Here is a 24,007-nt window from a genome sequence, read left to right as displayed (position 1 = left end):
AGAGAGCATTCTTCGGCAGCCCCCTTTTTGTAGTAAAAACTAAGCAAGATGCTTACGAAGTAAGTTTTGCTCGAAGTAATTCAATGAAGTCTATGCTAACAAAACTTTTAGGAGGTCAAAAATGAAATACGTTATAGGTGTTGATTTGGGGACTAGTGCAGTGAAGACTGTTCTAGTGGACCCGCAGGGGAAGGTGGCTTTTGAGCATTCTGAGTCCTACCCGCTAAGCAGACCCCAACCGAACTGGAGTGAGCAAAATCCTGAAGATTGGGTAAAGGGCACGCTGGTCAGCCTGCGCCGTCTGATTGAAGTATCAGGCATAGACCCGTCTCAAGTAGACGGTCTAAGTTTCTCCGGACAAATGCACGGATTGGTACTGGTAGATAAAGAAGGGCAAGTGCTGCGTCCAGCTATTCTTTGGAATGATACCCGTACTACTGCACAATGCCGTAAGATTGAGAAGACGCTTGGAACGAAGTTGATCGATATCGCCAGAAACAAAGCATTGGAAGGTTTTACACTGCCTAAGATTCTGTGGGTTCAAGAGAATGAACCAGAAGTATTATCACAGGCGCATCAGTTCCTGCTGCCAAAAGATTATGTTCGTTATCGGTTGACGGGTGATTATGCAATGGATTACTCCGATGCTGCCGGAACGTTGCTATTGGATGTAGGTTCTAAAGAATGGAGTGCAGAAATCGCAGAGGCTTTTGAACTTCCGCTTTCTCTTTGTCCTAGATTGGTAGAATCCTTTGAACAGACTGGAACTTTATTGCCGGACATTGCTGAAGCGTCAGGTCTTTTATCTTCAACGAAGGTATTTGCTGGTGGTGCAGATAATGCTTGTGGCGCGCTCGGAGCGGGTGTATTGGGAGAAGGCCGGACCATGTGCAGTATTGGTACATCTGGTGTAGTTCTTTCTTATGAGAGCAATAAAGATTTGAATCTCGAAGGCAAAGTCCATTTCTTTAACCATGGTGAAAAAGATGCCTACTATATTATGGGGGTTACACTAGCTGCTGGTCATAGCCTTACGTGGTTCAAAGAAACCTTTGCGGCGGACAAAAGCTTTGATGAGCTGTTAAGCGGAGTTTCCTCTATTCCAGCTGGCAGCGGAGGCCTGTTATTCACACCTTATATTGTAGGAGAACGTACACCACATCCAGATGCGAATATTCGAGGAAGCTTTATTGGTATGGATTCAGGGCATACGTTGACGCATTTTACACGTGCAGTATTAGAAGGCATTACCTTCTCACTGCGTGAATCCATTGAGATTGTACGTGAGTCAGGCAAAGAGATTACAGAGATCATTGCAATTGGTGGTGGAGCTAAAAATGAGGCTTGGCTGCAAATGCAGGCTGATATTTTCAATGCATCCATCGTGAAGCTGGAAAGTGAACAGGGTCCGGCAATGGGAGCAGCTATGCTGGCGGCTTATGGAAGCGGATGGTTCACATCCCTTGCGGAATGTGCAGAAGCGTTTATCCGTCCTGCTGATGTTTATAAACCAGATCCGAAACAAACGGCAATCTATGATGGTCTATTCAACCTCTATCAGGAGGTTTACGGCCAGACCCGCGAATTGAATAACAAGCTGGCTGCATATCGCCAATAAAACGCCATTTATCAATCTGTCTGATATAAAAAAGGTCTTTCGCATCTGGCGGAAGGCCTTTTTAAAGACCATCTTCTTTATAGAGGTGATGAACGGCAATATTCAAAAATGTTGCCGTTTTCATTTTTCTTCTGTAAAGTATGGAATATCTCCAAGGTAGTGGCAGCCTGTACATGAGATAGTGAAGGTTTCGGGGGGCGAAAGGCCATGTTTCAATGGTTTGTTAAGGTGCTGAATGACATCAAAATCCGCAATAAGCTGCTGCTTGCTTTTTTACTGACTACACTTTTACCGGTATTACTGGTAGGTGGTTATCTTACGATTGAGATGAGGACCATGGCGTTTGAGAACGCACTGGAGCAAGCTTCAATTAACGTAGATCGGGTAAAAAAAAGAACAGAAGAAGTCATCGGTGTATCGCAAGATATAGCGTATCGATTGTCCAATGATGCCCGGCTGAAAAAACTCGCCATACGCCAGTATGTAAGCACTTATGATGTGGTTGAGGCTTATCGGGATTACACTGATATGCGTGAATACCTAAGATTATATAAAGACATATCCAACATACGTTTATACACTGATAATGCTACGCTGCTTAACAACTGGGAGCTGATCAATCCTTCGTCTGCCATTAAGGAGAGCCAGTGGTATCAAAGAGCACAGCGGTACGATAGCCTCGTCGGTTGGGAATATATAGAGGATGAGCGTGATCAGCGGAATTATTTAAGTCTTGTCCGCAAAATCGAGCTGGAGGGCTCCAGTAAAATTGGCGTGCTCGTTATTAATGTAAACAGTCACCAGCTAACCTCAATTCTGAGCCAGGAATCATTTGATACCATGATCGTGGATGATCAGGATAATATCATTGCTGCGAACCGGAGCGATCGGACAGGAAAGAAACTGGCAGATGTTTCTTTTGATACAAAGCTTTTGGGGCAAGGAAGCGGGAGCTATGAGGCAGAAGTAGATGGTGAAGCCTCCAAAATAGTGATAGAAGAACTTAAACCACAAGCCAGCCGTAACGCCCTGCGAATTATTTCTGTTTTTTCTATTGATAGTATAGTCAAAGAACCTAATCGGGTGATTAAGCTTTCGATTACCGTGATTGCCGTAAGCGTTTTATTGGCCTTTTTAATCATATATAGTTTCTCTTCATTATTTTCACGTCGATTATTGCAGTTAAGCAGACATATTAACCGCGTTAGTACGGGTGATTTTGACACTTCATTAAAAATTGATGGCAAAGATGAAATTGCTCTGTTAGCTCGTCAGTTCAATTCTATGGTACGGAGTATTAACGATTTGATGTACGAGGTACAGGAATCTAATGACCAGAACAGTCTGCTGGAACAGAAACAGAATGATATCCGTTTTAAAATGCTGGCAAGCCAGATCAATCCTCATTTCTTGTTCAATGCGCTGGAATCTATTCGTATGGAGGCCCATATGAAAGGGCAAGTGGAGATTGCACGGGTAGTGCGTCTTCTTGGCAAAATGATGCGCAGTAATCTGGAGGTAGGCCGAAGTAAAATTTTGCTTAGCCAGGAGCTTGAAGTGGTTCGTTGTTATTTGGATATTCAGCAATTCCGTTATGAGGATCGTTTGAAATATCAATTTATTGTAGACCCTGCCGTCGAATCACTCTACATCCCGCCGCTGATTGTGCAGCCGCTTGTGGAAAATGCGGTGATTCATGGGTTAGACAACACGATGGATGGAGCAATGGTTACGGTGAATATCAAGCGTGAGCAGAATCATGCGGTCTTTACCATTACCGATAATGGAGCCGGGATCACTCCGGACAAGCTGGAGCAGATCCGTTATACCCTTGAGGTTCGTGATGAGCAGGAAGAGGCACGCATCGGGCTGCGCAATGTACACGACCGTTTGAAGTTATCCTACGGTGTTGAATATGGACTGAATATCGAAAGCCGGATGAATGAAGGAACATCTATTACGTTTCGTATTCCAATGGAGGACATAAATCTATGATCAAAGTATTGATTGTTGATGATGAGCCAAAGCTGCGGGAAGGCCTTCGGGCTCTAATCCCTTGGGAAGAGCTAGGGTATACGGTGGTGGCTACGGCCGCCAACGGCTTGCAAGCTCAGGAGAAATATCATATTTTTTATCCGGAACTGATTGTGGTGGATATCCGCATGCCTGGTATGGACGGGCTGGAGTTAATCGGTGAGCTGCGCGAGGAAGGCTCGACCAGCCATGTGCTAATTTTAAGTGGTCATGCGGATTTTGAGTATGCCAAACGAGCCATTTCTTACCGCATTGACGGCTATTTACTGAAGCCGGTGGATGAGGAAGAGCTAATCAACTATTTGGAGGAACTCAGAGTCACGATCGCTCAGGAAGATCGCTTTAGCCGCTGGAATGAAGAGGAGCCTGCCCGTAATCGCGAAAGCCTGCTGCGTACATTGCTGCAGCCTTCAACTGCGGAGGAGGGGGAGAATGATCCTGCTAAGCAGGCGGCAGCACTGGGTCTTAAATCAGACCGTGTCGAAGTGATCCTACTCGAATTACTCGCGCCTGCGGGCGGCAGTGAGGAAGGGGAGCGGGCCGTTAAGGCCGCGGTAGAACAGTATTTTGGCAGCAGTGAAGAGCGGATGTTTTTCACGATGCCGCCATATATTGGATTCCTGCTGCAAGAGCCGCTGCCAGGAAAGCAGGAACAGGAGCGGCTGATGGAAGAGCTTGCGTCCTTAATTTGCCGCGAGGGATACAACTTCAGCGCAGCAACGGGAGGCCCTGTAGCTGGACCAGAAGAGGCGGCACAGTCTTTTCAAGTGGCGCGTGAACTGCTGCGCCGGGCATTCTTTTACCGCAAAGGGATTCTGATCAGCGCCGATCTCTCCGGTATGTTGTTTCCTGGAGTGGCGGAGGCGTACACCGAAGAAGGGCAGGATGCGGAGAGCCGCCTAATGCTTGCTGTTGAAACCGGAAGCCGCGCGGCCATTGAACCGCTGGTGGATACGATCTGTGCGGAGCTACTGGCTGCGGGCAGTGAGGAGCAGCAGATCAAAGATACATTTGTGCGGATTCTCAGTACGGTGTTGGCCCGTCTCGAACCGGTCTATCCAGAGATTCGCAGCAATGCCGCTAAGCATTCCCCGCCGATCGGTGAGCTCTACCATAGTCATTATCTGGCAGACCTGCAAGAGCAGGCCGTTAATTTCATGGCGGAGATCGCCGATCAAATGTCCAGTGGCAGCAAAGGGAATGAGATCAAAAAAATTACGGAGCTAATCAACCGCCGTTACAATGAGAACCTTAAGCTTGAGACCTTATCTGAGTTATTTAATTACAACAGCGCATATCTAGGTAAAATGTTCAAGAACACTACCGGGGAATACTTCAATACGTATGTGGACAAAGTGCGGATTGAGAAGGCGAAGCAATTCCTAGCGCAAGGCATGAAAGTATATGAGGTGGCCGAGAAAGTTGGGTACATGAACCCCGATTACTTCAACGCCAAGTTCCGTAAATATGTAGGACTCTCCCCAAGTTCTTTTCGCAAAAACATCTAAAATAGAAGCCCAAAAAGCCACAGTTGCAGTTCAGGTATAACCTGAGCTTTAGCTGTGGCTTTTTTTCTTACATTAAAGCTACTTCACTAATAATAAATCTAATCTTTGTTGCAATTCTTGATTTGCAGGGTCCTTTTGAAGGGTCAGAAGTAACTCTTGAATTTGATCCATCTCTTTAAAAGGTTCATTTTGTACATATTTGTCATGTATTCTGGTTTCCAAGGTATATCCATAATCGAACCCTAATGTTGAATACGTCGAAAGGGCGGCAACTTTACTCGCTTGCTCTACAGCAAGAATGTTTGGTGTTGAGGATCGTTCTAATTCCACTCTTAGACCGTCGAGTTCTGATGTCAGATTCAGGTCCAGCCTATCCATTAATCTGTTATGGCTTACGTTGTTATTGAATTGAAATAAATTTAGTGTCAATAATACTGCGGCGATAATCAATAATAATGTCTTGATGTTTTTGTTTTTCATTGCTCTCCTATTACCCTCCTTTAGGAAAATAAATTGCAGGTACAACAGATAATGTCGACTCGGCATGTGCGTATAAGGAATATGTATCTGAAATAGTTGAAGTACTGATGTATCAGGTAATATTTTCTAGCTAAGATGATATTAAAGTAATTAATTTTAATTGAACCATACGGAGGTTTTCGTTGAGGAGCAGGGCAGGGGTTACGGGTATACTTGTTACGCCTCATCTGAGAGCATATTATAGTTTTCATTCGCGGGTATGACGGACTCCAGAGTCGTTATTTGGGCTATTTCGAGTCCAATTTCGATTTATCGGACTCCATGTACGTTATTAGCTGCAAATGTTCTCCAAAAGGTGGTTTTTTAAGTGAATAAGGTCTTTATAGTCCGCCTAACCCAATAAGATGTGCAATTTGCTTAAATAAGGTCATTTCAGTCCGCGCCTTCGCTTCCGGCCACGTTCACTTATAGAACGTTAGCTCGGGGCGTTTTTTAATTATGGGATGAAGTATTAATTGTGTGAAATAGACAGGGGATTAAGTATCGTATTGATTTATGAAATCAAATAATTTCACTTAATTTTATTTTCAGTAAATTCATGTTTGTTTTCAGTGTTTTCAACGATGTATCCGCTTTATTTGGGCTCTAAATCTCTAATTTTCACCTGATTTTAGGTCGAATTTATAGGGTACTGCAATCGCTTACAGAGATTTAGAATATAGACATAGAGAGGAGGGGCTTTATGAAAGCGGACACAGTAACTTCTCAAATCCCGCCGGATACCCGAACACGCAACAAAAAGCCTGCTTCAGGAGGACGGTTTTGGAGAAGCTTTAAGAATCAAAAGTACTTATGGATGATGTCGATACCTTTTGTGATCTGGGCATTCGTCTTCAGTTATCTCCCGTTATGGGGCTGGACGATGGCTTTTCAAAAGTACAAGCCCGCACGTGGCTTTTTTGAACAAGAATGGGTAGGTTTTGAACACTTTAAGACACTGTTCAGTGACTCGCAATTCCTTCTGGCGCTGCGTAATACGCTGGCGATGAGTGGAATGGGCTTAGTCGCAGGATTTATCTTTCCAATAACGTTTGCAATATTGCTCAATGAAGTGCGTCTTGGCTTCTTTAAAAGATTTGCTCAAACAGTCTCGTATTTGCCCCACTTTGTATCATGGGTGGTTGCAGCGGGGATTGTAACTAAAATGTTATCTGGTGAAAATGGTCTTGCAAACGATATCTTGTTAGGAATAGGATTCATAGACGCACCTATCCAGTTTATGGCCCAGGGCCATCTCTTCTGGGGAATCGTTACCTTATCGGATGTCTGGAAAGAGACCGGATGGAACGCCATCATCTACCTTGCAGCTATCGCAGGTATTGGGCCTGAATTGTACGAAGCGGCCCGGGTAGACGGTGCCAGCAGGCTTCGTCAGGTATGGCATATTACACTTCCGGGTATTCGCCCAACAATTACTGTACTACTCATTATGTCGGTGGGTAATTTGCTCAATATCGGCTTTGAGAAGCAATTCTTGCTCGGAAACAACCTCGTTACCGACTATTCTCAAGTGCTAGACTTGTATTCACTGAAATACGGACTGGGCATGGCGAGATATTCCTACGGTACTGCGATCAATATATTCAACTCAGTGATCAGTGTAATTCTACTGTTTACGATTAATGGAATCTTCAAACGTACAACAAAAGAGAGCCTTCTGTAGCACAGAAGGCCCTTCTACCCAATCGTGGCAGTAAATTGCCCTTTTCATGAAAGGAGAGCGTTACAGTGGGAAATTCAGCTATCACCGGAAAGTCATGGTCAGACCGGATCTTTGATTTCTTTGTATATTTTGTAGTACTGTTCGTGGTTGTAATCACGATTTATCCGTTTTTGAACGTGCTTGCCATCTCACTGAATGATTCAGTGGACAGTGTGCGCGGTGGAGTGACCATCTATCCCCGGGATTTTACCTGGGACAATTACCTAAAGATCTTCACTTTCTCCGGATTAATCACCGGGTTTAAAATATCCGCTTTGCGGACAATTATCGGTACTTTGTTCGGACTGATCAGTGCCTCGATGCTGGCGTTTACGATCAGCCGCCCTGACTTTGCAGGTCGCAAGTTTGTCTCCACATTCTTGGCAATGACCATGTATATCTCAGGAGGAATGATTCCAATCTATATGCTGATCAAGGATCTGCATATGATGAACAGCTTTGCAGTCTATGTATTGCCTGGACTGGTTAGTGCCTTTAACGTCTTCGTTATCCGCTCCTTCATCGACGGCCTGCCGTATGCGCTGCAGGAATCGGCGAAGCTGGATGGAGCCAATGACTTTACTATCTACTTCCGCGTTATTCTGCCATTGATGAAGCCAGCGCTAGCAACGATCGCGCTGTTCCTAGCAGTAGGTCAATGGAATGCTTGGTTTGATACTTATCTGTACAATGGTTCAAGCCCTAACTTGACCACATTGCAATATGAATTGATGAAGGTTCTACAGACCACAACCAGTGGTAACGGAGGCGACTACCGCTCCAACATTGCTTCGCTGGCTTCCAATCAGGTCTCGCCGGAGTCGCTCAAAATGGCGATTACGATTGTCGTAACCGTACCGATCCTGTTGGTTTATCCGTTCATTCAGAAGTATTTTGTTAAAGGTATGACACTTGGTGCTGTGAAGAGCTAATCACAGTTTAACGGGGGAGCTTAGTCTCCCCTATGCTTAAAACCTATTGTGTATCCGTTTTCTTTTGGCAAGCTGGGTAAAGTATTAACAGGTCTTCACCTGTGATACGATAGATAAACAATTTTAAGGAGGGTTTATTTAATGGGAAGTAATAGAAAGATAAAAGCCAAAGCTACGGCATTAACGCTCACTTCTATTATGCTGCTCGGTGTGCTTGCAGGCTGCGGCGGTAACAATGGCAACAATGGTAATGCTGCAGCTGGAAATACAGGCGGCAATGCAACTAATGCTGGAAATGCGACCAATGCGGCTGAGGATATTTCCCCGCTCACGATGACCTTCTTCAGTGCAGACCCTAACCCGAACTGGACAGGTATGCAAGATGAAGTTGGTAAAGTGATTACGGAAAAAACGGGAGTAACCCTAAATGCTGAATATGCAGTTGGTGATCCTCAACAAAAAGTAGCCTTGATCGCAGCGAGCGGCGAATATCCGGATTTGATCAGTGCTAAGACTGATGTCAGTAAGCTGGTGGATGCAGGCGCAATGCTTGATCTAACAGACCTGATTGAAAAATATGCTCCGAATATCAAAAAAGTATTGGGCGAAGAAGGCATGAAACGTTCACGTTACAGTGACGATGATCATGCGATTTATGCTATCCCTACCTATGCAGGTGTGGACAACAAATATTTTGATGCTGGTGGCGGATTTGAACTACAGCACCGTGCTGTTAAAGAAGCTGGATATCCTGCAATCAAAACTGTTCAAGATTATGAGAACGTAATCAAGGCTTACCTGGAAAAACATCCTACCGATGAAAATGGTAACAAAAACATCGGCCTGACTTTGAATGCAGATGATTGGTACATGTACATTACAGTAACTAACCCAGCATTTATTACTACTGGTTCTCCTGACGATGGTGAATATGCGATTGATATTGACACCCAAGAAGTAACTTATCACTTCCGTCGTCCGGCTGAAAAAGAATATTTCCGCTGGCTCAACCACATGAACGATATCGGATTGCTTGATCCAGAAAGTTTCGTTCAAAAGTATGATCAGTACAAAGCTAAAATCGCTACCGGCCGCGTTATTGGTTTGATTGACCAAGACTGGGGTTATGGCGATGGAGAAAAAGCATTGAAAGCTGAAGGCAAGCTGGATCAAGGCTATGGACACTATCCTGTAACCTTGTCTGAGGAGTACAAAGAAACCTCCTTCTGGCCTACAGGCTTCATGGGTGGTAACGGAATTGGGATCAGCGTAGATGCTAAAGATCCAGTTCGTGCAATTAAATTCCTGGACTACCTAGCTTCCGACGAAGGTCAAGTATTGGTTAACTGGGGTATTGAAGGCAAACACTACAATGTTGTTGATGGCAAACGTGTCATTCCTGAAGATGTGAACGACCGTAAATATAATGACACTACCAACTTCCAAAAAGAAACTGGTTTGGGTAATGTCGGATCAAACTATGCATTGCTGAGCGCTCACTATGGCGACGGTGTATTGGATCCATCTGGTAACTACTACACAACTCGTTTCCCTGAGCAAGTAACTGTAGGTTACAATGCGGTTGAAAAAGAAACACTTGCTGCTTACAAAGCAACAACTTGGAAAGACCTCTTCCCAAGTGAAGATGAGTTCAAAGTTAAACCTTGGGGCGCAGCATGGAACATCACGATTCCTGGGGATAGCGAAATTGTCGTTCTTGACAACAAGCTGAAGGATATCAGTTGGAAACGGATCCCAGAAGCAATCTTGTCTAAACCAGCTGATTTCGATAAAGTTTGGGATGCTTACATGGCTGAGCTTGATAAAGCTGGTGTAACGAAAGCTGAAGATTTGCGTGAAGAGCTGGTTAAACAACGCGTGAAACTTTGGAATGATTAATTATTAAATTTCGTCTAATCCAATAAAAGCATGAAGATGGCGGGAAGTCCGAACGAAAGTCCGGGCCTCCCGCTGATTGCTTTTCACCGTTAATAACAGGACAGGAGGAATATACATGGGAGAGAGCAAGAACTCCGGACGGCATGAGTTATGGTACAAGCAGCCGGCGGCTGGATGGGAAGAGGCGCTGCCCGTAGGTAACGGCAGGCTGGGCGGCATGGTCTTTGGTGGAATCGAAGAAGAACGGATTCAATTAAATGAAGACACTCTATGGTCAGGTTTCCCGCGGGATAAAGCCAACTATGAGGCACTGCGGCATTTGGCTCCAGCTAAACAGCTAGTTGCAGAGGGGAAATACAAGGAAGCAGAAGCACTGGTGGACGCCAAAATGTTAGGCAGCCGGACGGAATCCTATCAACCGCTTGGAGATTTGCGATTGAAGTTTAATTTTGCAGGTCCTGTAGAGGATTACCGGAGAGAGCTTGATCTGGATCAGGCGTTGGCTACGGTAGCCTATACTGCCGGTGGTGTAAGGATCGTACGTGAAGTATTGGCCAGCAGACCGGATGACATTATAGCTCTTCATATCCGTGCTGAGGGGGGGGAGGGCCAAGCTACTCTGCCAGATTTCTGGGCGGATCTGGCATCACCACATCCTTTCAACTCGGAGATTACTCCGGATGGCATGCTGATTATGACTGGCCGTGCCCCGTCGCATGTGGCTGATAACTACGTAGGGGATCACCCGCGTGCCGTATTATATGAAGAGGGGCTTGGCATAAGTTTTGCTGCGGTTATGGAGATCCAGACGGAAGGTGGGACTTGTGTAGCGGAGAACGGCTCGCTGTTGATTTCTGGCGCGCACTCCATTACCCTTCGTCTGGCTGCGGCAACCGATTATGCCGGGTATGACCGGATGCCGGGAAGCGGTGGCAAGCTGCCAGCGGAGTTGTGCCTAGTGCAGTTAGCTTCAGCCTCTAAAGCATACGCAGAGCTTAAGCAGCGCCACTTAGAGGATCATCAATCCTTGTTCCACCGTGTGGAATTGACGCTTGCATCTGCTGCTTCCCGAGGAGAGCTTCCTACTGATGAGCGCCTGGCACAATACCGCGAAGGACAGGCAGATCCTGAACTGGAAGCGTTGCTGTTCCAGTATGGCCGCTACCTGATGATTGCTGGCTCACGGCCGGGGACGCAAGCCCTGAATCTGCAGGGCATTTGGAATCCCTATATTCAGCCACCATGGAACAGCAATTATACGACAAATATCAACACCGAAATGAATTATTGGCCAGCCGAGTTATGCGGATTGGGCGAATGCCATGAACCTTTAATAGATTTTATCACGGAGCTTAGCGTGGCTGGCAGCCGTACAGCGAATATTCATTATGCCGCACGTGGCTGGACAGTACACCATAATACCGATTTGTGGCGGATGACTTCTCCATCAGACGGTAAGGCGATGTGGGCTTTTTGGCCTATGGGCGGGGTATGGCTCTCTCGCCATCTATGGGAGCGTTACGCTTTTCGTCCAGATGAGGACTATTTGCGCACAGCTTATCCCATACTAAAGGGAGCCGCATTGTTTTGTCTGGATTGGCTAGTAGAGCTGCCTGATGGAAGATGGACGACAGGTTTGTCTACCTCGCCAGAGAATGTATTTCTGACTGCTGACGGCACACCATGCAGTGTCTCGGCTGGCTCAGCTATGGATTTATCGCTTATCGCTGAGTTGTTCAAGCACTGCATTCAGGCTGCTGATATTTTAAATACCGATGTAGAGCTGCGTCAGGAGCTTATGCAGAAACAGAAACAGCTTGCCCACCAAGGGATCGCACCGGACGGAACTGTCCGCGAATGGAATGAGGATTTTGCTGAACAAGAGCCTGGGCATCGTCATGTTTCTCATTTGTATGACCTGTACCCTGGGAACGTAATTAGCCCTTCCTCCACACCAGAGCTAGCGGAGGCGGCAGCCTTAACACTGAAGAAACGTATAGAACATGGAGGTGGCCATACAGGCTGGAGCGCAGCATGGTTGCTTAATCTTTATGCGCGTCTGAAGGATGGCGAGAGTGCGGTTAGCTGTCTACGTCGCATTTTGCAAGATTCCAGTTTGCCGAACCTGTTCGGAAATCATCCTCCGTTTCAGATTGATGGAAACTTCGGCACTACAGCCGGAATAGCAGAAATGCTTTTGCAGAGTCATCAGGAGGGTCTGGAACTATTACCTGCTCTTCCAGAGGAATGGTCTGAAGGCAGCGTGAAAGGGTTGGTGGCACGTGGTGGCTTTGTCATGACTATAGAATGGAGCGGGGGCTGTTTAACTAGGGCAGAGGTTACCTCGACTCATGGCCGATCCTGCAGAATTGTTCAACACCAGCCTTTGCTCATTCAAAAACCGGATGGTACACAGATTGAAGGAGCGGGGCTGGAATTTGAAACAGTAATAGGAGAGACCTATATCATTACACCCCTAAAGAAATAATTCATATTGATCTGGCTTAGAGGCTGTTCTCAGAGTAGAATTATTCTACAGAGAACAGTCTTTTTTTGCCCAAGTCTTCATTATCTATTAAATGGAGGGTTTTGAATAAGTCTGTAGGAGCCGGAGGATCAGAATAATTATGTGGAAAAAACGCTTCACGTTGGCAAAAGTCATTCTTGGAGGAGTGATTATTTGCGCAGCCATTCCCCCGACATTGTATTGGACCTGGGGGCATGCTTATGCGGCCACGACTTCACCGACCGTTCGTTCTGTGAGTGAAATTGCCCAGAAGCTAACCGGTGCGATGAATAATCGTAGAGAGACTATCACTTTTACTTATGAGGGGAAAACCTCGAATTTAAAAACACAGATACAAACGGGTCTAGATCAAGCGATGAATAGCGATCCCTATTTGTATTACATCATAGATAGCTACGGATACACTTATCGAGGGAGCAAAAGTTCTGTAAAGGTTACGGTAGAAGTGAAATACTTGGAAACGCTGGAGCAGACCGCTTTTGTGAACAAAGAAGTAAAGGCAACGCTCAAGAAGATCATTACACCGGGCATGAATAATCATCAGAAGGTTAAGGCTATCCACGACTGGGTGGTGCTGCGTCTGAAGTATGATACCTCTTATCGTAAATATACGGCTTATGAAGGCCTGAAGAGTGGCAGTGCCGTTTGCCAAGGGTATTCGCTGTTGACCTATAAGCTGCTCAAGGAAGCGGGATTCAGTAATAAAATCGTCGAGGGCACTGCAAAACAGCCGGGAGGACGCAGCCAGTCTCATGCTTGGAATCTAGTGCTGCTCGAAGGGAGATGGTATCATCTCGACACAACTTGGGATGACCCGACACCTGATAAAGCCGGCGTGGTAAGCACCGCGTATTACTTGAAGACGGATGCACAAATGCGTCAGGACCATAGCTGGACGAAGTCTTATCCGGCAGCTTCGGTTGCCTATTATAAGACCTTGTCAGCACTTGTAGAGCGTGGAGGACAGAACGCCGGGGTGTATAAGCAGCTTCAGAAGGACCTTAATTATGAGCTGTATGCCGAGGAACGGATTGTACGTTCAGCAGCAGATTTAATTCAGCTGGCGAATAAGGCTGTCGCTTCAGGAGAGGGATCTTTATTATTCCGTTATCACGGTAGTGGAACCCAGCTGAAGAATGATCTACAGGAGTTATATAAACTTGGACTAGAGGAAGTGTCTTATTCTAGCACTTCTTTTGATAATACGGGTGATCTAAAAGTGTATGTGACTTGGGAATAGGCAAAGGGCTAAGTAAAATCAGGAGTTGAATATACTAGATTGATTTATATAAAAATGGATATCCCGCAGCCTTTCAGGCTTCTGGATATCCATTTTTGCGGAGTCTATTTATTCTGGGTGAGTACTAAGATCGCATTTTTCCAAAGGAATAATATTACTCTTGCGGAAGAAGCGATAGCCGGCCCAAATCAAGACGAATAATGGCAGGCTGATATAGGAAACGGCAATACCGTACCAGTCGATGTTTCCACCTGAGAAGGCACCCATATTCTGGCCAAGGATGGCTACCGTACAAAGTACTAAGGCAAATATAGGCCCAAACGGGAACCATCTAGCCCGGTAAGGCAGCTCATCAAGGGAATGACCTTGAGCTATAAAGGCGCGTCTGAAACGATAATGGCAGACAGCGATGCCGAGCCAGTTAATAAATCCACACATACCGGAAGCATTAAGCAACCAGTTGTATACAGCACCATCACCAAAGAATGATGCTAAAAAGGCTAACATACCAACGGCTGTGGTCACGAGCAAAGCACCAACAGGAACACCGCGGCGATTAAGCTTGCCTAGAGCACGTGGAGCCATTCCATCCTTAGCCATAGCGTACAGGACGCGGGTGGAGGCGTACATTCCCGAGTTCCCGGCTGACAATACGGAGCTGAGAATGACAGCATTCATGACGGATGCGGCAATAGCAAGTCCTGCTTTATTAAATACGATCGTAAACGGACTGACTCCGATATCATCAATACCACCGCGCAGCAGATCTGGATTCGTGTAAGGAATCAGCATTCCGATTACTAGTATAGCGAGGATATAAAAGATTAATATACGCCAGAAGACTTGGCGAATAGCAATAGGTACGTTACGGCGAGGGTTCTCACTCTCACCTGCTGCAACACCGATTAGCTCGGTGCCTTGGAAGGAGAATCCCGCAGCCATAAAGACACCGACGAAAGCGAAGAAGCCACCGTGGAACGAGCTGCCCCCGATCTGGAAATTGCTGAAGCCTACGGCTTTTCCGCCCATGATTCCGAAAATCATCAAAACTCCGACAATAAGGAAGGCGATAACAGTAATAATTTTGATAATGGCAAACCAATATTCTGATTCTCCGTATCCACGAGCAGATAGGAAATTAAGACCGAACATCAGCAGCAGGAACACGAGACTCCAGAGAAAGGAGGGACTGTCCGGGAACCAATATTTAATAATGACGGTGGCGGCAGACAATTCTGCTGCAATCGTAACCGCCCAGTTATACCAGAAGTTCCAGCCGATGGCGAACCCAAAAGCGGGGCTGACGAAACGCGTGCCGTAAGTGCTGAATGAGCCCGAATCCGGCAAATAGGTAGCGAGCTCTCCCAGACTGGTCATGAGGAAATAAACCATAACACCAACAGCCGTATAGGCTAGAAGTGCTCCACCGGGTCCGGCTGAAGCGATAGCGCCACCACTGGCCAGGAAGAGTCCAGTACCAATAGATCCTCCAAGCGCAATCATGGTCAAATGCCTTGCTTTAAATGATTTTTTTAGCTCAGGCGGGTTACCTACGTTGCCTTGTGCTAGATTTTGCTGCTTGCCCTGCATGATTTGACACTCCTTATGATCTAATCTTTCAATTCATGAACGGGGAGTGCTGAGCTGCTTCCTCCCGCAGAGCGGGAGAGTGTATTTGGTGGTCTCCATAAGGTTATGGACAAACACTAAATATACAAATTCTGTAAACGCAAAGAAACCGCAGACTATATCTGCGGTTTCCATCTATACAGCTCCGCATCATACTCCCTGTGAAGATAGCGCAACACATTATGACCTGCTGCTATGCAGGTTATACAATGTGACAGTTCCGTGCCTTTCGGCAACGGCCCCAGCCTGCACCGCTGTAAGAGCGACAGTGCAGACTTCGGCAGATATTCCTTTCGACGCGATTCATAGACGGCTCTAACGTCTCCACGCGCGTACTCTTTATATCCGCGACCTCTACCTCATCTTAGTATGACGAGGCTATCTTTACTTCATTCATTTATAAACAACAGGAATTAGTATAAAGCAAGTTCGCAAGTCAAGCAATGACAAAATCCGGTAGGGAATGTTAGCTGCGACGACGCTCTGACATTTGCTGCCAAACGGTACCCGCCGCTGCTTCACCGGAAGCGATACGTTCCAAAGCCATTTTGGCCTGAAGTCCAACCTCGAATTCCGGATCTTCCGCCGCAACTGACAGCGCTTCTTGGGCATCGGATGTGCCCACCTCATAGAGGAAACGAGCTGCGCGCCAGCGGACAAGCTTGCTCTTATCTGTCAGTGCTGCCGTCATCACTGGCGTGGCGGCAGGATCGCCGATGTCGGACAGCGTATCGCCTGCCGTACGTCTCACGGCTGGCGCGCTGTCTGCCATCGCCTCATAGAGCAGCTCCATCGCTTCAGGCGTGCGAAGGTCGCCTAGATACACGACCGCAAGCCTGCGAATATGCAGCTTGGGATCGTGCAGCGCCGCCTTAAGCTCCGGCAGGAGCTCCGCCGTCGGCGTAAGATCCTCCAGCGCGGCGTAACGCACGCGCCAATCCTCATGCTTCAGGTCTCGCAGCAGCTCATCCTGACTGCGGGTTCGTCTCTGCTCGACGAACTCGCCTTCGGCGCCGTGCGCAATGGCTTGCTGCACGAGAGAGTCGAGGCGTTCCTGCGGATACGCCGCTTCGACCTCTTGCTCCACCTCGCGTGCAATCTCCGCGGGCTCGCCATAACGCACGCCGTAATCAGTGAGCTTACGCTCTTTAATCATCACGGCGCTAGCCACATCCATAACCGCCTTCGTGAAGCGGTTTGCTAAGGAGATGCGCTCTTCATTCGCGCCGGTCTTAACGCGGATCTGCAGCGGAATTCCGCGGAACATCTGGACGAAGACTTGAGCTTCGCCGAAATGAGCGCCAGCGTTCTCATCGGCAAGATTCCAATCGTCATTTAAGCCTTCGCTGTTGCCGAAGCGGTTCTGGACTTCTCTTAGAATCGCTGCCCAATCCGCATTGCTCTTGCGTTCGAGCGCTGCAAAGTCAGCAGCGTGATAGATGCTAATAACGCCCGGTATCGTTAACATTTCGCGTGCCCAGGCCGGTGCGGAACGTTCACTTTCTGGTGTATAGGTTCTGCGAATTCCAGGTTCCAGACTTTCGTCCAAATGAAGCTTCATCGTATTTGGACTTGGAGTCGGTTCAATAAAAGTAATCTTCATACGTAGCTCCCCCTTGAACGGTATATGCACCGCCATACTTTATACACATATTATCTCATTTCTGGCGTGAAACACAAAAGGGTACTTAGATATTTTGCGGAAAAAGGGCGCACCATTACCAAGTAACTTGTATATTTTGCAAAATACTCTGCCGTTCAATATAGTTGTATTATATTCGCTAAAGTAAAGCATGCTCTGCAAACTTCTAAAGATGAGGTGCTCTATGGCTAAATTTCGCTACAATAACCTCGACAATGTGAGTACCGATAAAACACTTAAAGAGTTTCGTAAGTGGCGGGAGGAACGTCGACGGAAGAAAAAAGATTATTCATATGTAGTGCCAAGTACGCCGCCGAGGTTAGCTTATCTGGCGGAGAATCGCCTGGAGACCACCATTACGTGGATTGGGCATTCAACGTTTTTCCTTCAATATGAAGGGATGAATATCATTACTGATCCAATCTGGGCGAGAAGACTAGGCTTTGAGAAAAGATTGGGGCAACCCGGGATTCCGCTCAGCGAAGTGCCTCCCATTGACCTGATTCTGATCTCGCACTCTCATTATGACCACTTGCATATGGCTTCTATCCGTAAATTATATAGAGCAGGGACAACCCTTGTTGTTCCTATAGGCTTGAAACGAAAGATGCTCCGCAAAGGATTTCATAACTGCATAGAAATGGAATGGTGGCAGGAAAATACGCTAGGTAAAATTAAGCTTACCTTCGTGCCGACTCAGCACTGGACGCGGAGAACGCCTTGGGACACGAATACTTCTCATTGGGGAGGATACATTCTGCAGCCGATCGAATCGGATAGCGACAAGCTGCCTCCTAACCTGTATTTCGCAGGAGATAGCGGTTATTTTCCGGGTTTTAAGGAGATTGGGAGCCGCTATAAGCTTCATGTTGCACTCATGCCGATTGGAGCTTATGAACCGGAGTGGTTCATGACCTCGCAGCATGTAACCCCTGAAGAGGCTATACAAGCATTTGTAGATGTTGGAGCGGAGACCATGATTCCGATGCATTACGGCACCTATAGACTTGCTGATGATACGGCCCGGGAAGCGCTGGATCGTATGGAAAGTGCCCGGCTTAAACAGGGTATTTCTGAAGAACGAATCCGTACGCTCAGCTATGGCGAAACGCTTATTATACAACCCAAGAATCGCATAACTGGACAATAATTGAAAAAATTCCTCCTAACTGGCGACCTCTGTACAGCAGCTGGAATAACTTTAGTATTGGAGAGAACAGCTGAAAAGGCTATTTTACGGGCTTTTTGCTCTCTATTTATGCTATAATGAGCCGAAACCCTAAGTGAAAAGGATGGTAATGCGTAATGATTAGCACAAGCGGCGTAACACTCCGCTACGGAAAACGCGCTCTCTTTGAAGATGTAAACATAAAATTCACCCCTGGTAACTGCTACGGTTTGATTGGTGCCAATGGTGCCGGTAAATCAACCTTTCTGAAAATTCTGTCTGGTGAGATCGAAGCAAATACCGGTGAGGTACATGTTACACCGGGCGAACGTCTCGCAGTACTCAAACAGAACCATTTTGAGTATGATGAATTCCCAGTACTTGAGACCGTAATTATGGGTCATACACGTCTTTATGAAATTATGAAAGAAAAGGATGCGCTTTATGCGAAGTCCGATTTCACAGAAGCGGATGGCCTGCGTGCAGGGGAGCTTGAAGGTGAGTTCGCTGAGCTTAACGGCTGGGATGCTGAGCCAGATGCAGCTGCCATGCTGATTGGTCTCGGAATTATGCGTGAACTGCATGACAAAAAAATGGCCGAACTGAGCGGCAATGAAAAGGTACGGGTACTCTTGGCGCAAGCCTTGTTTGGCCGTCCAAATAACCTGCTGCTAGATGAGCCTACCAACCACTTGGATCTCGAATCTATTGGCTGGTTAGAGAACTTCCTCATGGACTATGAAGGTACTGTTATCGTCGTATCCCATGACCGTCACTTCCTGAATAAAGTATGTACGCATATTGCGGATATTGATTTTGGCAAAATCCAGATGTACGTCGGCAACTACGACTTCTGGTATGAGTCCAGTCAGCTTGCGCAAGCTTTGCAGCGTGATTCGAACAAGAAGAAGGAAGATAAAATCAAGGAATTGCAGGCATTTATCCAGCGTTTCTCGGCCAATGCTTCCAAGTCTAAACAAGCGACATCACGTAAGAAGCAACTTGAGAAAATTACACTGGACGACATTCGTCCGTCCAACCGTAAATATCCGTTCCTTAACTTCAAACCAGAACGTGAAGCGGGTAAACAATTGCTGACAGTCAGCGGATTGTCCAAAGCGGTTGAAGGTGAAAAGCTTCTTGATGAAATTAGCTTTGTAGTAAATAAAGGGGATAAGATTGCGTTTGTAGGCCCTTACTCCCAGCCTAAATCACTGCTGTTTGATGTGATCATGGGTGAGCAAGAAGCGGATGCGGGCGAATATACATGGGGAGTAACTACAACTCAAGCGTATTTCCCGAAAGACAACTCCAGCTATTTCGATGGTGTGGAAATGAATCTTGTAGAATGGCTACGCCAGTATTCTAAAGATCAGGACGAAACTTTCCTGCGTGGATTCTTGGGCCGTATGTTGTTCGCCGGAGAAGAAGCACTGAAGAAAGCAAGTGTGCTGTCCGGGGGCGAGAAGGTTCGCTGTATGCTGGCCAAAATGATGCTCAACGGCGCGAACGTGCTTGTGTTCGATGAACCAACCAATCACTTGGATCTGGAATCCATCACGGCACTGAATAACGGGCTGATCGATTTCGATGGCACGATTCTATTCACTTCCCATGACCATCAGTTCATCCAAACCATTGCTAACCGCATCATCGAGATTACACCTACAGGTGTAATTGATCGCTCCATGAGCTACGATGAATATTTGGAGAATCCAGAAATTAAGGAAATGCGCCAGCGCATGTATCCTGTAGAAGTATAATATTTAATTTCCGCTATGCGGAAGGAATCCATGAAGCAGCTACACTAATCCTTTTAGGATCAGGGTAGCTGTCTTTATAATTTCAATTTTGAAAAGTTATTCACAAGTAGAATTCTACGGGGTGTATGCGGGGTTTCCAAGACAGGAGTCTTTAGCCCTTGAGGTTTCCCAAAGCGCATGTTTTCAGCTGGCTAATCGTACATTAAAGAAAAGCAGTTATGAATTTGAAGAGTTCTAATCCATCCTATCAGGCAGGACGAACGTATAAACGGCTGCGTTTCCCCGAGGGATTCGCAGCCGTTTATGTTTAAGTATAAGTAAATACTAAGATCCGCCAGTACGACGGCGTTGGTTGTTAGGCTTTTTGTTATTTTGGCTTTTTAGCGGTTTGGCGGAACCGGCCTGAAATGTGGATCCAGGCTTGGAGGAAGATTGTTGCTTCTTCTGTTCCAGTTTTTTACGGATAGCTTCCGCTAAGTTGATTTTTCCTTTATCGTTGCTTTCGCTCATTATGATAACCTCCTTCGAAGCAAGTCCTTACACTTTATTCTAATTGTTTTTAAATGCTGCCACAAGGGCAAGAATAATTGAAAGAATTCTTTTCCGTATTTAAAATAATCGGGGAAAAGAGGGGGAGCCAAGAATGACTGATATTTACGAAGATATACGTAAAGGTGAACGAGGAGCTTGGGTGAGCATAGCGGCTTACCTCATCCTATCATCATTCAAGCTGGTTTGTGGTTATTTATTTGCATCTAGCGCACTCGTAGCGGACGGGGTCAACAATTTAACAGATATCGTAGCATCCATAGCTGTACTGGTGGGGTTACGGATTTCGCGGAAGCCACCTGACTCTGACCACGCTTATGGGCACTTCCGGGCAGAGACCGTAGCGGCGTTGTTGGCTTCTTTTATCATGGCGGTAGTGGGCCTTCAAGTGATTGTGGAGGCGGTGCGTTCCTTTTTCGATCGTACAAAAGAAACGCCGCAGCTCTGGTCGGCAGGGGTGGCTATTGTATGTGCAGTAGCTATGATGGGGGTATACATATATAACAAAAGACTGGCCAAACAAATTAACAGTGGGGCACTTATGGCAGCGGCTAAGGATAATTTTTCTGATGCAATGGTCAGTGTTGGAGCCGCAGTTGGGATTGTGGGTGCACAGTTTGGTTTGCCATGGATTGATTCCGCAGCAGCTGTTCTTGTCGGACTCATTATCTCCAAGACCGCTTGGGATATTTTTCGTGATTCGACCTATCGGCTTACCGATGGCTTTGATCAAGATAAATTGATGGATCTACGCAGTACGATTGCTCGAACGCCGGGAGTAGAAGAGATTAAAGATGTGAAGGCACGGGTTCATGGTAATCATGTGCATGTGGATGTTGTAGTGGAAGTGGATGCGAATATTTCTGTGACGGAAGGTCATGAAATAAGTGATTCCATCGAAGAAAGAATGAGCAAAATGCATAATATTATGAATGTGCAGGTGCACGTGGAACCTAAAAAATAAATCGCGAAATGCTATATTAAGGAAAAATAACACATATTCAAGGAGAAATCGAGACTTTAGACCTGTGTGTTACCATAAAGTGGCATGATTATATGTGAAATTTGGAGCATGTTCCAAATCCCGGGCAAGCCTATAATGAGGGCATAAAGGAATAATGTAGTACAATCCTTTATTGAAATCTCATCATGGAATTTGGGGGAACGTATGATCAAATCACATAAGCAAATTACAGCATCTTTGTTAGTATCTGCTGCAATTGTTGCAGGTTTAGGAGTATCTGCTCCTGGACAAGCAGCGGCAGCCTCAAGTTCATCTAATTCAGTTACAGCAGCTTCAGCCGTTCAAACAGGTGTGATCGAGGCTAGTGTTCGCCTTCGCAGCACCCCTTCTACTGACGGAGAAATAGTGAAGTACTTGCAAAAGGGAGATCAAGTGCAGATCCTTTCGCAGCCTAACAGCTATTGGTATCAAGTAAAAACGGCTGATGGTTCAGTGGGTTATACAAGTGCAGGAGATAAATATATCAGTGTATCCTCTGCTTCAGTAACGACACCATCGGCACAAACTGGCACCATTAAGTATGGTGTGAATCTTCGAGTTTCACCTTCAACAAGCGGGAAAATAATGAAGCTTTTGAATAAGGGAGAAAAAGTAGAAGTTCTGGCGCAGCCTAACAGTTACTGGTATCAAGTTAAAGCGGCGGATGGTAGCATCGGATATATAAGTTCAAGTGAACAATATAGTACACTTTCAGGAAACGGTGGGGGATCTGGAACGGTAACACCAACACCAACACCAACACCAACGCCTACACCCAATCCACCTGTAACCACACCGGGGGCTTCAGCCCAAATCGAACGGGTGATTGCTGCAGGCATGGGATATCTAGGAACGCCTTATGAGTATGGCTCCAGCAGAAATGATACAAGCACCTTTGATTGCTCGGACTTCATCCGGCAAATTTTTATGGATGCAGCCAATCTCAAACTGCCGGCGGATTCCCGTCAACAGGGAGATTGGGTGAAGTCGAATAGTACGGTGGTTACGTCTATTTCCAATTTGAAGCGCGGCGACTTAATGTTCTTTATGGATTATAAGGGGAATTCTGCTTCTGCTTATGAGGGAATCGACAAATCTACAGCTAGAATATCGCATGTTGCAATGTATCTAGGAGATGGACAAGTTCTACAAACTTATTCCGTAGCTTCAGGCGGGGTAAGAGTAGATAAACTAAGCGCTTCTTGGATGAATCGTTTTCTCTACGGAGGTTCGGTCATTCGCTAAATATATGAAAATGCAGGAAGCGACAGCATCGCATGTTTGTGACGGGTGAACGATGGCGGGCGTACGCGCAAGAGGGCTATCCTTTTAGTAGAATTCTCTACTGAAGGGGTAGCTCTTCCTGTTTATCTGTTCAGAATATGTACTCTCCACATAAAAAAAGGGCAGTACCATCGGCCATTTTCTTGGCTCTTGGGACACCCCTTCTTCGCTTATTGATTAATTATGGCAAAATCACATTGGCTGATACAGGAACCTTAACCCATGCTTTTCCTAGCCAAGTGTAAATTTCTCTCCATTCATTACCCCAAGTATCCGAAATGACTTCACCTGTTGTATCAAGAGTCTGAACGCCAAGCCAGCCTGCTGGAATTATACCTCCGACTGAAAAGTAGAAAGGTGTTTTCTCAGTCAGCACTATTTGCGGTGTAGCTGGACTCATATCCGCTGGAGTTATAATGGTTTCAAAAGAATTGCTGTAAGTGCTTCCAGTTACGGTTGCAGGAGCCGTAGTAGTTCCTGTTACTTCAGCTGCTGAAGCTGTAGCTGCAATGGAAGCCATAAGTCCTAAGGCTACTGTAAGGCTGGCGATTTTTTTCATGTTTGGTTCCTCCTGTGGGGGTTGGATGTATTTTTTTCCAAAAGCGCTGTTTGTTAATAAGCTAGTAAACGTAATTGATGCGTGATGAACCACCCATTCAACATTTCTTATTTTCTCAAGTGACATCTGTGCAGGAATGACCTATACTTTCTGCATGATGAATAAGATATATGGATAGATATGGGAGGGATACAACAGTCACACCATTAATAAGAGGGGCTACATAGATCTGCCTCTGCGTCCCGTGAAGAGAGAAATTACAAACAGAACCAGGAAGACGAAGAACAGGATCTTAGCAAGACCAGCAGCGGCAGCTACTAGGTTGAAGAAACCAAAGATTCCGGCGATTACTGCGACTACAAGTAGTATTGCGGACCATTTTAACATTACATATCACCTATCCTTTTTTG

General features: G+C 46.1%; 18 protein-coding genes and 1 riboswitch. Of the genes, 12 read left to right on the top strand and 6 right to left on the bottom strand.

The features are described from left to right. The first annotated feature begins 121 nt into the window (after positions 1-121). The 3 genes from xylB to MHB37_RS27800 all read left to right on the top strand — a co-directional run bounded on the left by xylB (position 122) and on the right by MHB37_RS27800 (position 5,160). A complete protein-coding gene (gene xylB, locus MHB37_RS27810) occupies positions 122-1,618 on the top strand; it encodes a xylulokinase (RefSeq protein ID WP_076128710.1) in 1,497 nt (498 codons plus the stop codon). A gap of 207 nt (positions 1,619-1,825) precedes the next feature. Continuing rightward, the gene (locus MHB37_RS27805; protein WP_076128708.1) at positions 1,826-3,613 is read left to right on the top strand and encodes a sensor histidine kinase; all 1,788 of its coding nucleotides are present in this window, start codon (positions 1,826-1,828) and stop codon (positions 3,611-3,613) included. Then, positions 3,610-5,160 carry a response regulator transcription factor gene (locus MHB37_RS27800; RefSeq protein WP_076185438.1) on the top strand — a complete coding sequence of 517 codons (1,551 nt, stop codon included), beginning with the start codon at positions 3,610-3,612 and terminating at the stop codon, positions 5,158-5,160. The genes MHB37_RS27805 and MHB37_RS27800 overlap by 4 nt, the downstream gene beginning before the upstream one ends. A gap of 78 nt (positions 5,161-5,238) precedes the next feature. Here MHB37_RS27800 and MHB37_RS27795 read toward each other — a convergent pair whose 3' ends face one another. Beyond that, the gene (locus MHB37_RS27795; RefSeq protein WP_405168727.1) at positions 5,239-5,640 is read right to left on the bottom strand and encodes a hypothetical protein; all 402 of its coding nucleotides are present in this window, start codon (positions 5,638-5,640) and stop codon (positions 5,239-5,241) included. A 742-nt stretch (positions 5,641-6,382) separates the two neighbouring features. Between MHB37_RS27795 and MHB37_RS27790 the strand changes: the two genes are divergently transcribed. The 5 genes from MHB37_RS27790 (at position 6,383) to MHB37_RS27770 (ending at position 14,000) form a co-directional block, all read left to right on the top strand. Next, positions 6,383-7,363, top strand: a complete 981-nt coding sequence (locus MHB37_RS27790; RefSeq protein ID WP_405168726.1) for an ABC transporter permease — start codon at positions 6,383-6,385, stop codon at positions 7,361-7,363. A gap of 65 nt (positions 7,364-7,428) precedes the next feature. Further along, on the top strand, positions 7,429-8,334 hold the full coding sequence (locus MHB37_RS27785; protein WP_076128700.1) for a carbohydrate ABC transporter permease: 906 nt from the start codon (positions 7,429-7,431) through the stop codon (positions 8,332-8,334). 141 nt (positions 8,335-8,475) lie between these two features. Next, a complete protein-coding gene (locus MHB37_RS27780) occupies positions 8,476-10,233 on the top strand; it encodes an ABC transporter substrate-binding protein (protein ID WP_405168725.1) in 1,758 nt (585 codons plus the stop codon). Between the two features lie 115 nt (positions 10,234-10,348). Then, the gene (locus MHB37_RS27775) at positions 10,349-12,721 is read left to right on the top strand and encodes a glycosyl hydrolase family 95 catalytic domain-containing protein (RefSeq protein WP_405168724.1); all 2,373 of its coding nucleotides are present in this window, start codon (positions 10,349-10,351) and stop codon (positions 12,719-12,721) included. Between the two features lie 139 nt (positions 12,722-12,860). After that, entirely contained in the window at positions 12,861-14,000 is a 1,140-nt protein-coding gene (locus MHB37_RS27770; protein ID WP_076128696.1) for a transglutaminase domain-containing protein, read from the top strand. Between the two features lie 108 nt (positions 14,001-14,108). On the opposite strand, the gene MHB37_RS27765 is transcribed toward MHB37_RS27770, so the two are convergent. Together MHB37_RS27765 and MHB37_RS27760 are read right to left on the bottom strand one after the other, a co-directional pair. Further along, positions 14,109-15,590, bottom strand: coding sequence for an amino acid permease (locus MHB37_RS27765; RefSeq protein ID WP_076128694.1), 1,482 nt, complete (start codon positions 15,588-15,590; stop codon positions 14,109-14,111). Between the two features lie 199 nt (positions 15,591-15,789). Beyond that, positions 15,790-15,994: riboswitch (Lysine riboswitch) on the bottom strand. A gap of 101 nt (positions 15,995-16,095) precedes the next feature. Next, positions 16,096-17,232 carry a virulence factor gene (locus tag MHB37_RS27760; protein WP_405168723.1) on the bottom strand — a complete coding sequence of 379 codons (1,137 nt, stop codon included), beginning with the start codon at positions 17,230-17,232 and terminating at the stop codon, positions 16,096-16,098. Between the two features lie 223 nt (positions 17,233-17,455). Here MHB37_RS27760 and MHB37_RS27755 point away from each other — a divergent pair, with 223 nt between their 5' ends. Then, positions 17,456-18,421, top strand: coding sequence for an MBL fold metallo-hydrolase (locus tag MHB37_RS27755; RefSeq protein ID WP_076128690.1), 966 nt, complete (start codon positions 17,456-17,458; stop codon positions 18,419-18,421). A gap of 155 nt (positions 18,422-18,576) precedes the next feature. Next, positions 18,577-20,202, top strand: coding sequence for an ABC-F family ATP-binding cassette domain-containing protein (locus MHB37_RS27750; protein WP_036680232.1), 1,626 nt, complete (start codon positions 18,577-18,579; stop codon positions 20,200-20,202). 324 nt (positions 20,203-20,526) lie between these two features. On the opposite strand, the gene MHB37_RS27745 is transcribed toward MHB37_RS27750, so the two are convergent. After that, positions 20,527-20,712, bottom strand: coding sequence for a hypothetical protein (locus tag MHB37_RS27745; protein ID WP_036680230.1), 186 nt, complete (start codon positions 20,710-20,712; stop codon positions 20,527-20,529). A gap of 133 nt (positions 20,713-20,845) precedes the next feature. On the opposite strand from MHB37_RS27745, the gene MHB37_RS27740 reads away from it, so the two are divergent. After that, positions 20,846-21,715 (top strand): cation diffusion facilitator family transporter, encoded by an 870-nt coding sequence (locus MHB37_RS27740; protein WP_076128688.1) that lies wholly within the window; start codon positions 20,846-20,848, stop codon positions 21,713-21,715. A gap of 204 nt (positions 21,716-21,919) precedes the next feature. Beyond that, the gene (locus MHB37_RS27735) at positions 21,920-22,999 is read left to right on the top strand and encodes an SH3 domain-containing C40 family peptidase (RefSeq protein ID WP_076185433.1); all 1,080 of its coding nucleotides are present in this window, start codon (positions 21,920-21,922) and stop codon (positions 22,997-22,999) included. Positions 23,000-23,219: 220 nt separating this feature from the next. Here MHB37_RS27735 and MHB37_RS27730 read toward each other — a convergent pair whose 3' ends face one another. Together MHB37_RS27730 and MHB37_RS27725 are read right to left on the bottom strand one after the other, a co-directional pair. Continuing rightward, positions 23,220-23,597: a hypothetical protein gene (locus tag MHB37_RS27730; protein WP_076128684.1), complete on the bottom strand. Its 378-nt coding sequence runs from the start codon at positions 23,595-23,597 to the stop codon at positions 23,220-23,222. A 219-nt stretch (positions 23,598-23,816) separates the two neighbouring features. Beyond that, positions 23,817-23,984, bottom strand: a complete 168-nt coding sequence (locus tag MHB37_RS27725; protein ID WP_036680225.1) for a DUF1328 domain-containing protein — start codon at positions 23,982-23,984, stop codon at positions 23,817-23,819. Positions 23,985-24,007: the final 23 nt, after the last annotated feature.

This window comes from Paenibacillus sp. FSL H3-0286 (genome assembly GCF_045040705.1).
Taxonomy (GTDB): domain Bacteria; phylum Bacillota; class Bacilli; order Paenibacillales; family Paenibacillaceae; genus Paenibacillus_AQ; species Paenibacillus_AQ odorifer.
The sequence above is the reverse complement of the archived record's forward strand: the minus strand, read 5'-3'. Positions and strand labels throughout refer to the sequence as shown.

What these genes read in the sequence shown, in the direction of transcription:
- MHB37_RS27805 (WP_076128708.1), top strand. Translation starts at nt 1,826, where the DNA reads ATGTTTCAATGGTTTGTTAAGGTGCTGAATGACATCAAAATCCGCAAT.
- MHB37_RS27770 (WP_076128696.1), top strand. Translation starts at nt 12,861, where the DNA reads ATGTGGAAAAAACGCTTCACGTTGGCAAAAGTCATTCTTGGAGGAGTG.
- xylB (WP_076128710.1), top strand. Translation starts at nt 122, where the DNA reads ATGAAATACGTTATAGGTGTTGATTTGGGGACTAGTGCAGTGAAGACT.
- MHB37_RS27725 (WP_036680225.1), bottom strand. Translation starts at nt 23,984, where the DNA reads ATGTTAAAATGGTCCGCAATACTACTTGTAGTCGCAGTAATCGCCGGA.
- MHB37_RS27760 (WP_405168723.1), bottom strand. Translation starts at nt 17,232, where the DNA reads ATGAAGATTACTTTTATTGAACCGACTCCAAGTCCAAATACGATGAAG.
- MHB37_RS27775 (WP_405168724.1), top strand. Translation starts at nt 10,349, where the DNA reads ATGGGAGAGAGCAAGAACTCCGGACGGCATGAGTTATGGTACAAGCAG.
- MHB37_RS27750 (WP_036680232.1), top strand. Translation starts at nt 18,577, where the DNA reads ATGATTAGCACAAGCGGCGTAACACTCCGCTACGGAAAACGCGCTCTC.
- MHB37_RS27730 (WP_076128684.1), bottom strand. Translation starts at nt 23,597, where the DNA reads ATGAAAAAAATCGCCAGCCTTACAGTAGCCTTAGGACTTATGGCTTCC.
- MHB37_RS27790 (WP_405168726.1), top strand. Translation starts at nt 6,383, where the DNA reads ATGAAAGCGGACACAGTAACTTCTCAAATCCCGCCGGATACCCGAACA.
- MHB37_RS27745 (WP_036680230.1), bottom strand. Translation starts at nt 20,712, where the DNA reads ATGAGCGAAAGCAACGATAAAGGAAAAATCAACTTAGCGGAAGCTATC.
- MHB37_RS27755 (WP_076128690.1), top strand. Translation starts at nt 17,456, where the DNA reads ATGGCTAAATTTCGCTACAATAACCTCGACAATGTGAGTACCGATAAA.
- MHB37_RS27780 (WP_405168725.1), top strand. Translation starts at nt 8,476, where the DNA reads ATGGGAAGTAATAGAAAGATAAAAGCCAAAGCTACGGCATTAACGCTC.
- MHB37_RS27765 (WP_076128694.1), bottom strand. Translation starts at nt 15,590, where the DNA reads ATGCAGGGCAAGCAGCAAAATCTAGCACAAGGCAACGTAGGTAACCCG.
- MHB37_RS27800 (WP_076185438.1), top strand. Translation starts at nt 3,610, where the DNA reads ATGATCAAAGTATTGATTGTTGATGATGAGCCAAAGCTGCGGGAAGGC.
- MHB37_RS27740 (WP_076128688.1), top strand. Translation starts at nt 20,846, where the DNA reads ATGACTGATATTTACGAAGATATACGTAAAGGTGAACGAGGAGCTTGG.
- MHB37_RS27735 (WP_076185433.1), top strand. Translation starts at nt 21,920, where the DNA reads ATGATCAAATCACATAAGCAAATTACAGCATCTTTGTTAGTATCTGCT.
- MHB37_RS27795 (WP_405168727.1), bottom strand. Translation starts at nt 5,640, where the DNA reads ATGAAAAACAAAAACATCAAGACATTATTATTGATTATCGCCGCAGTA.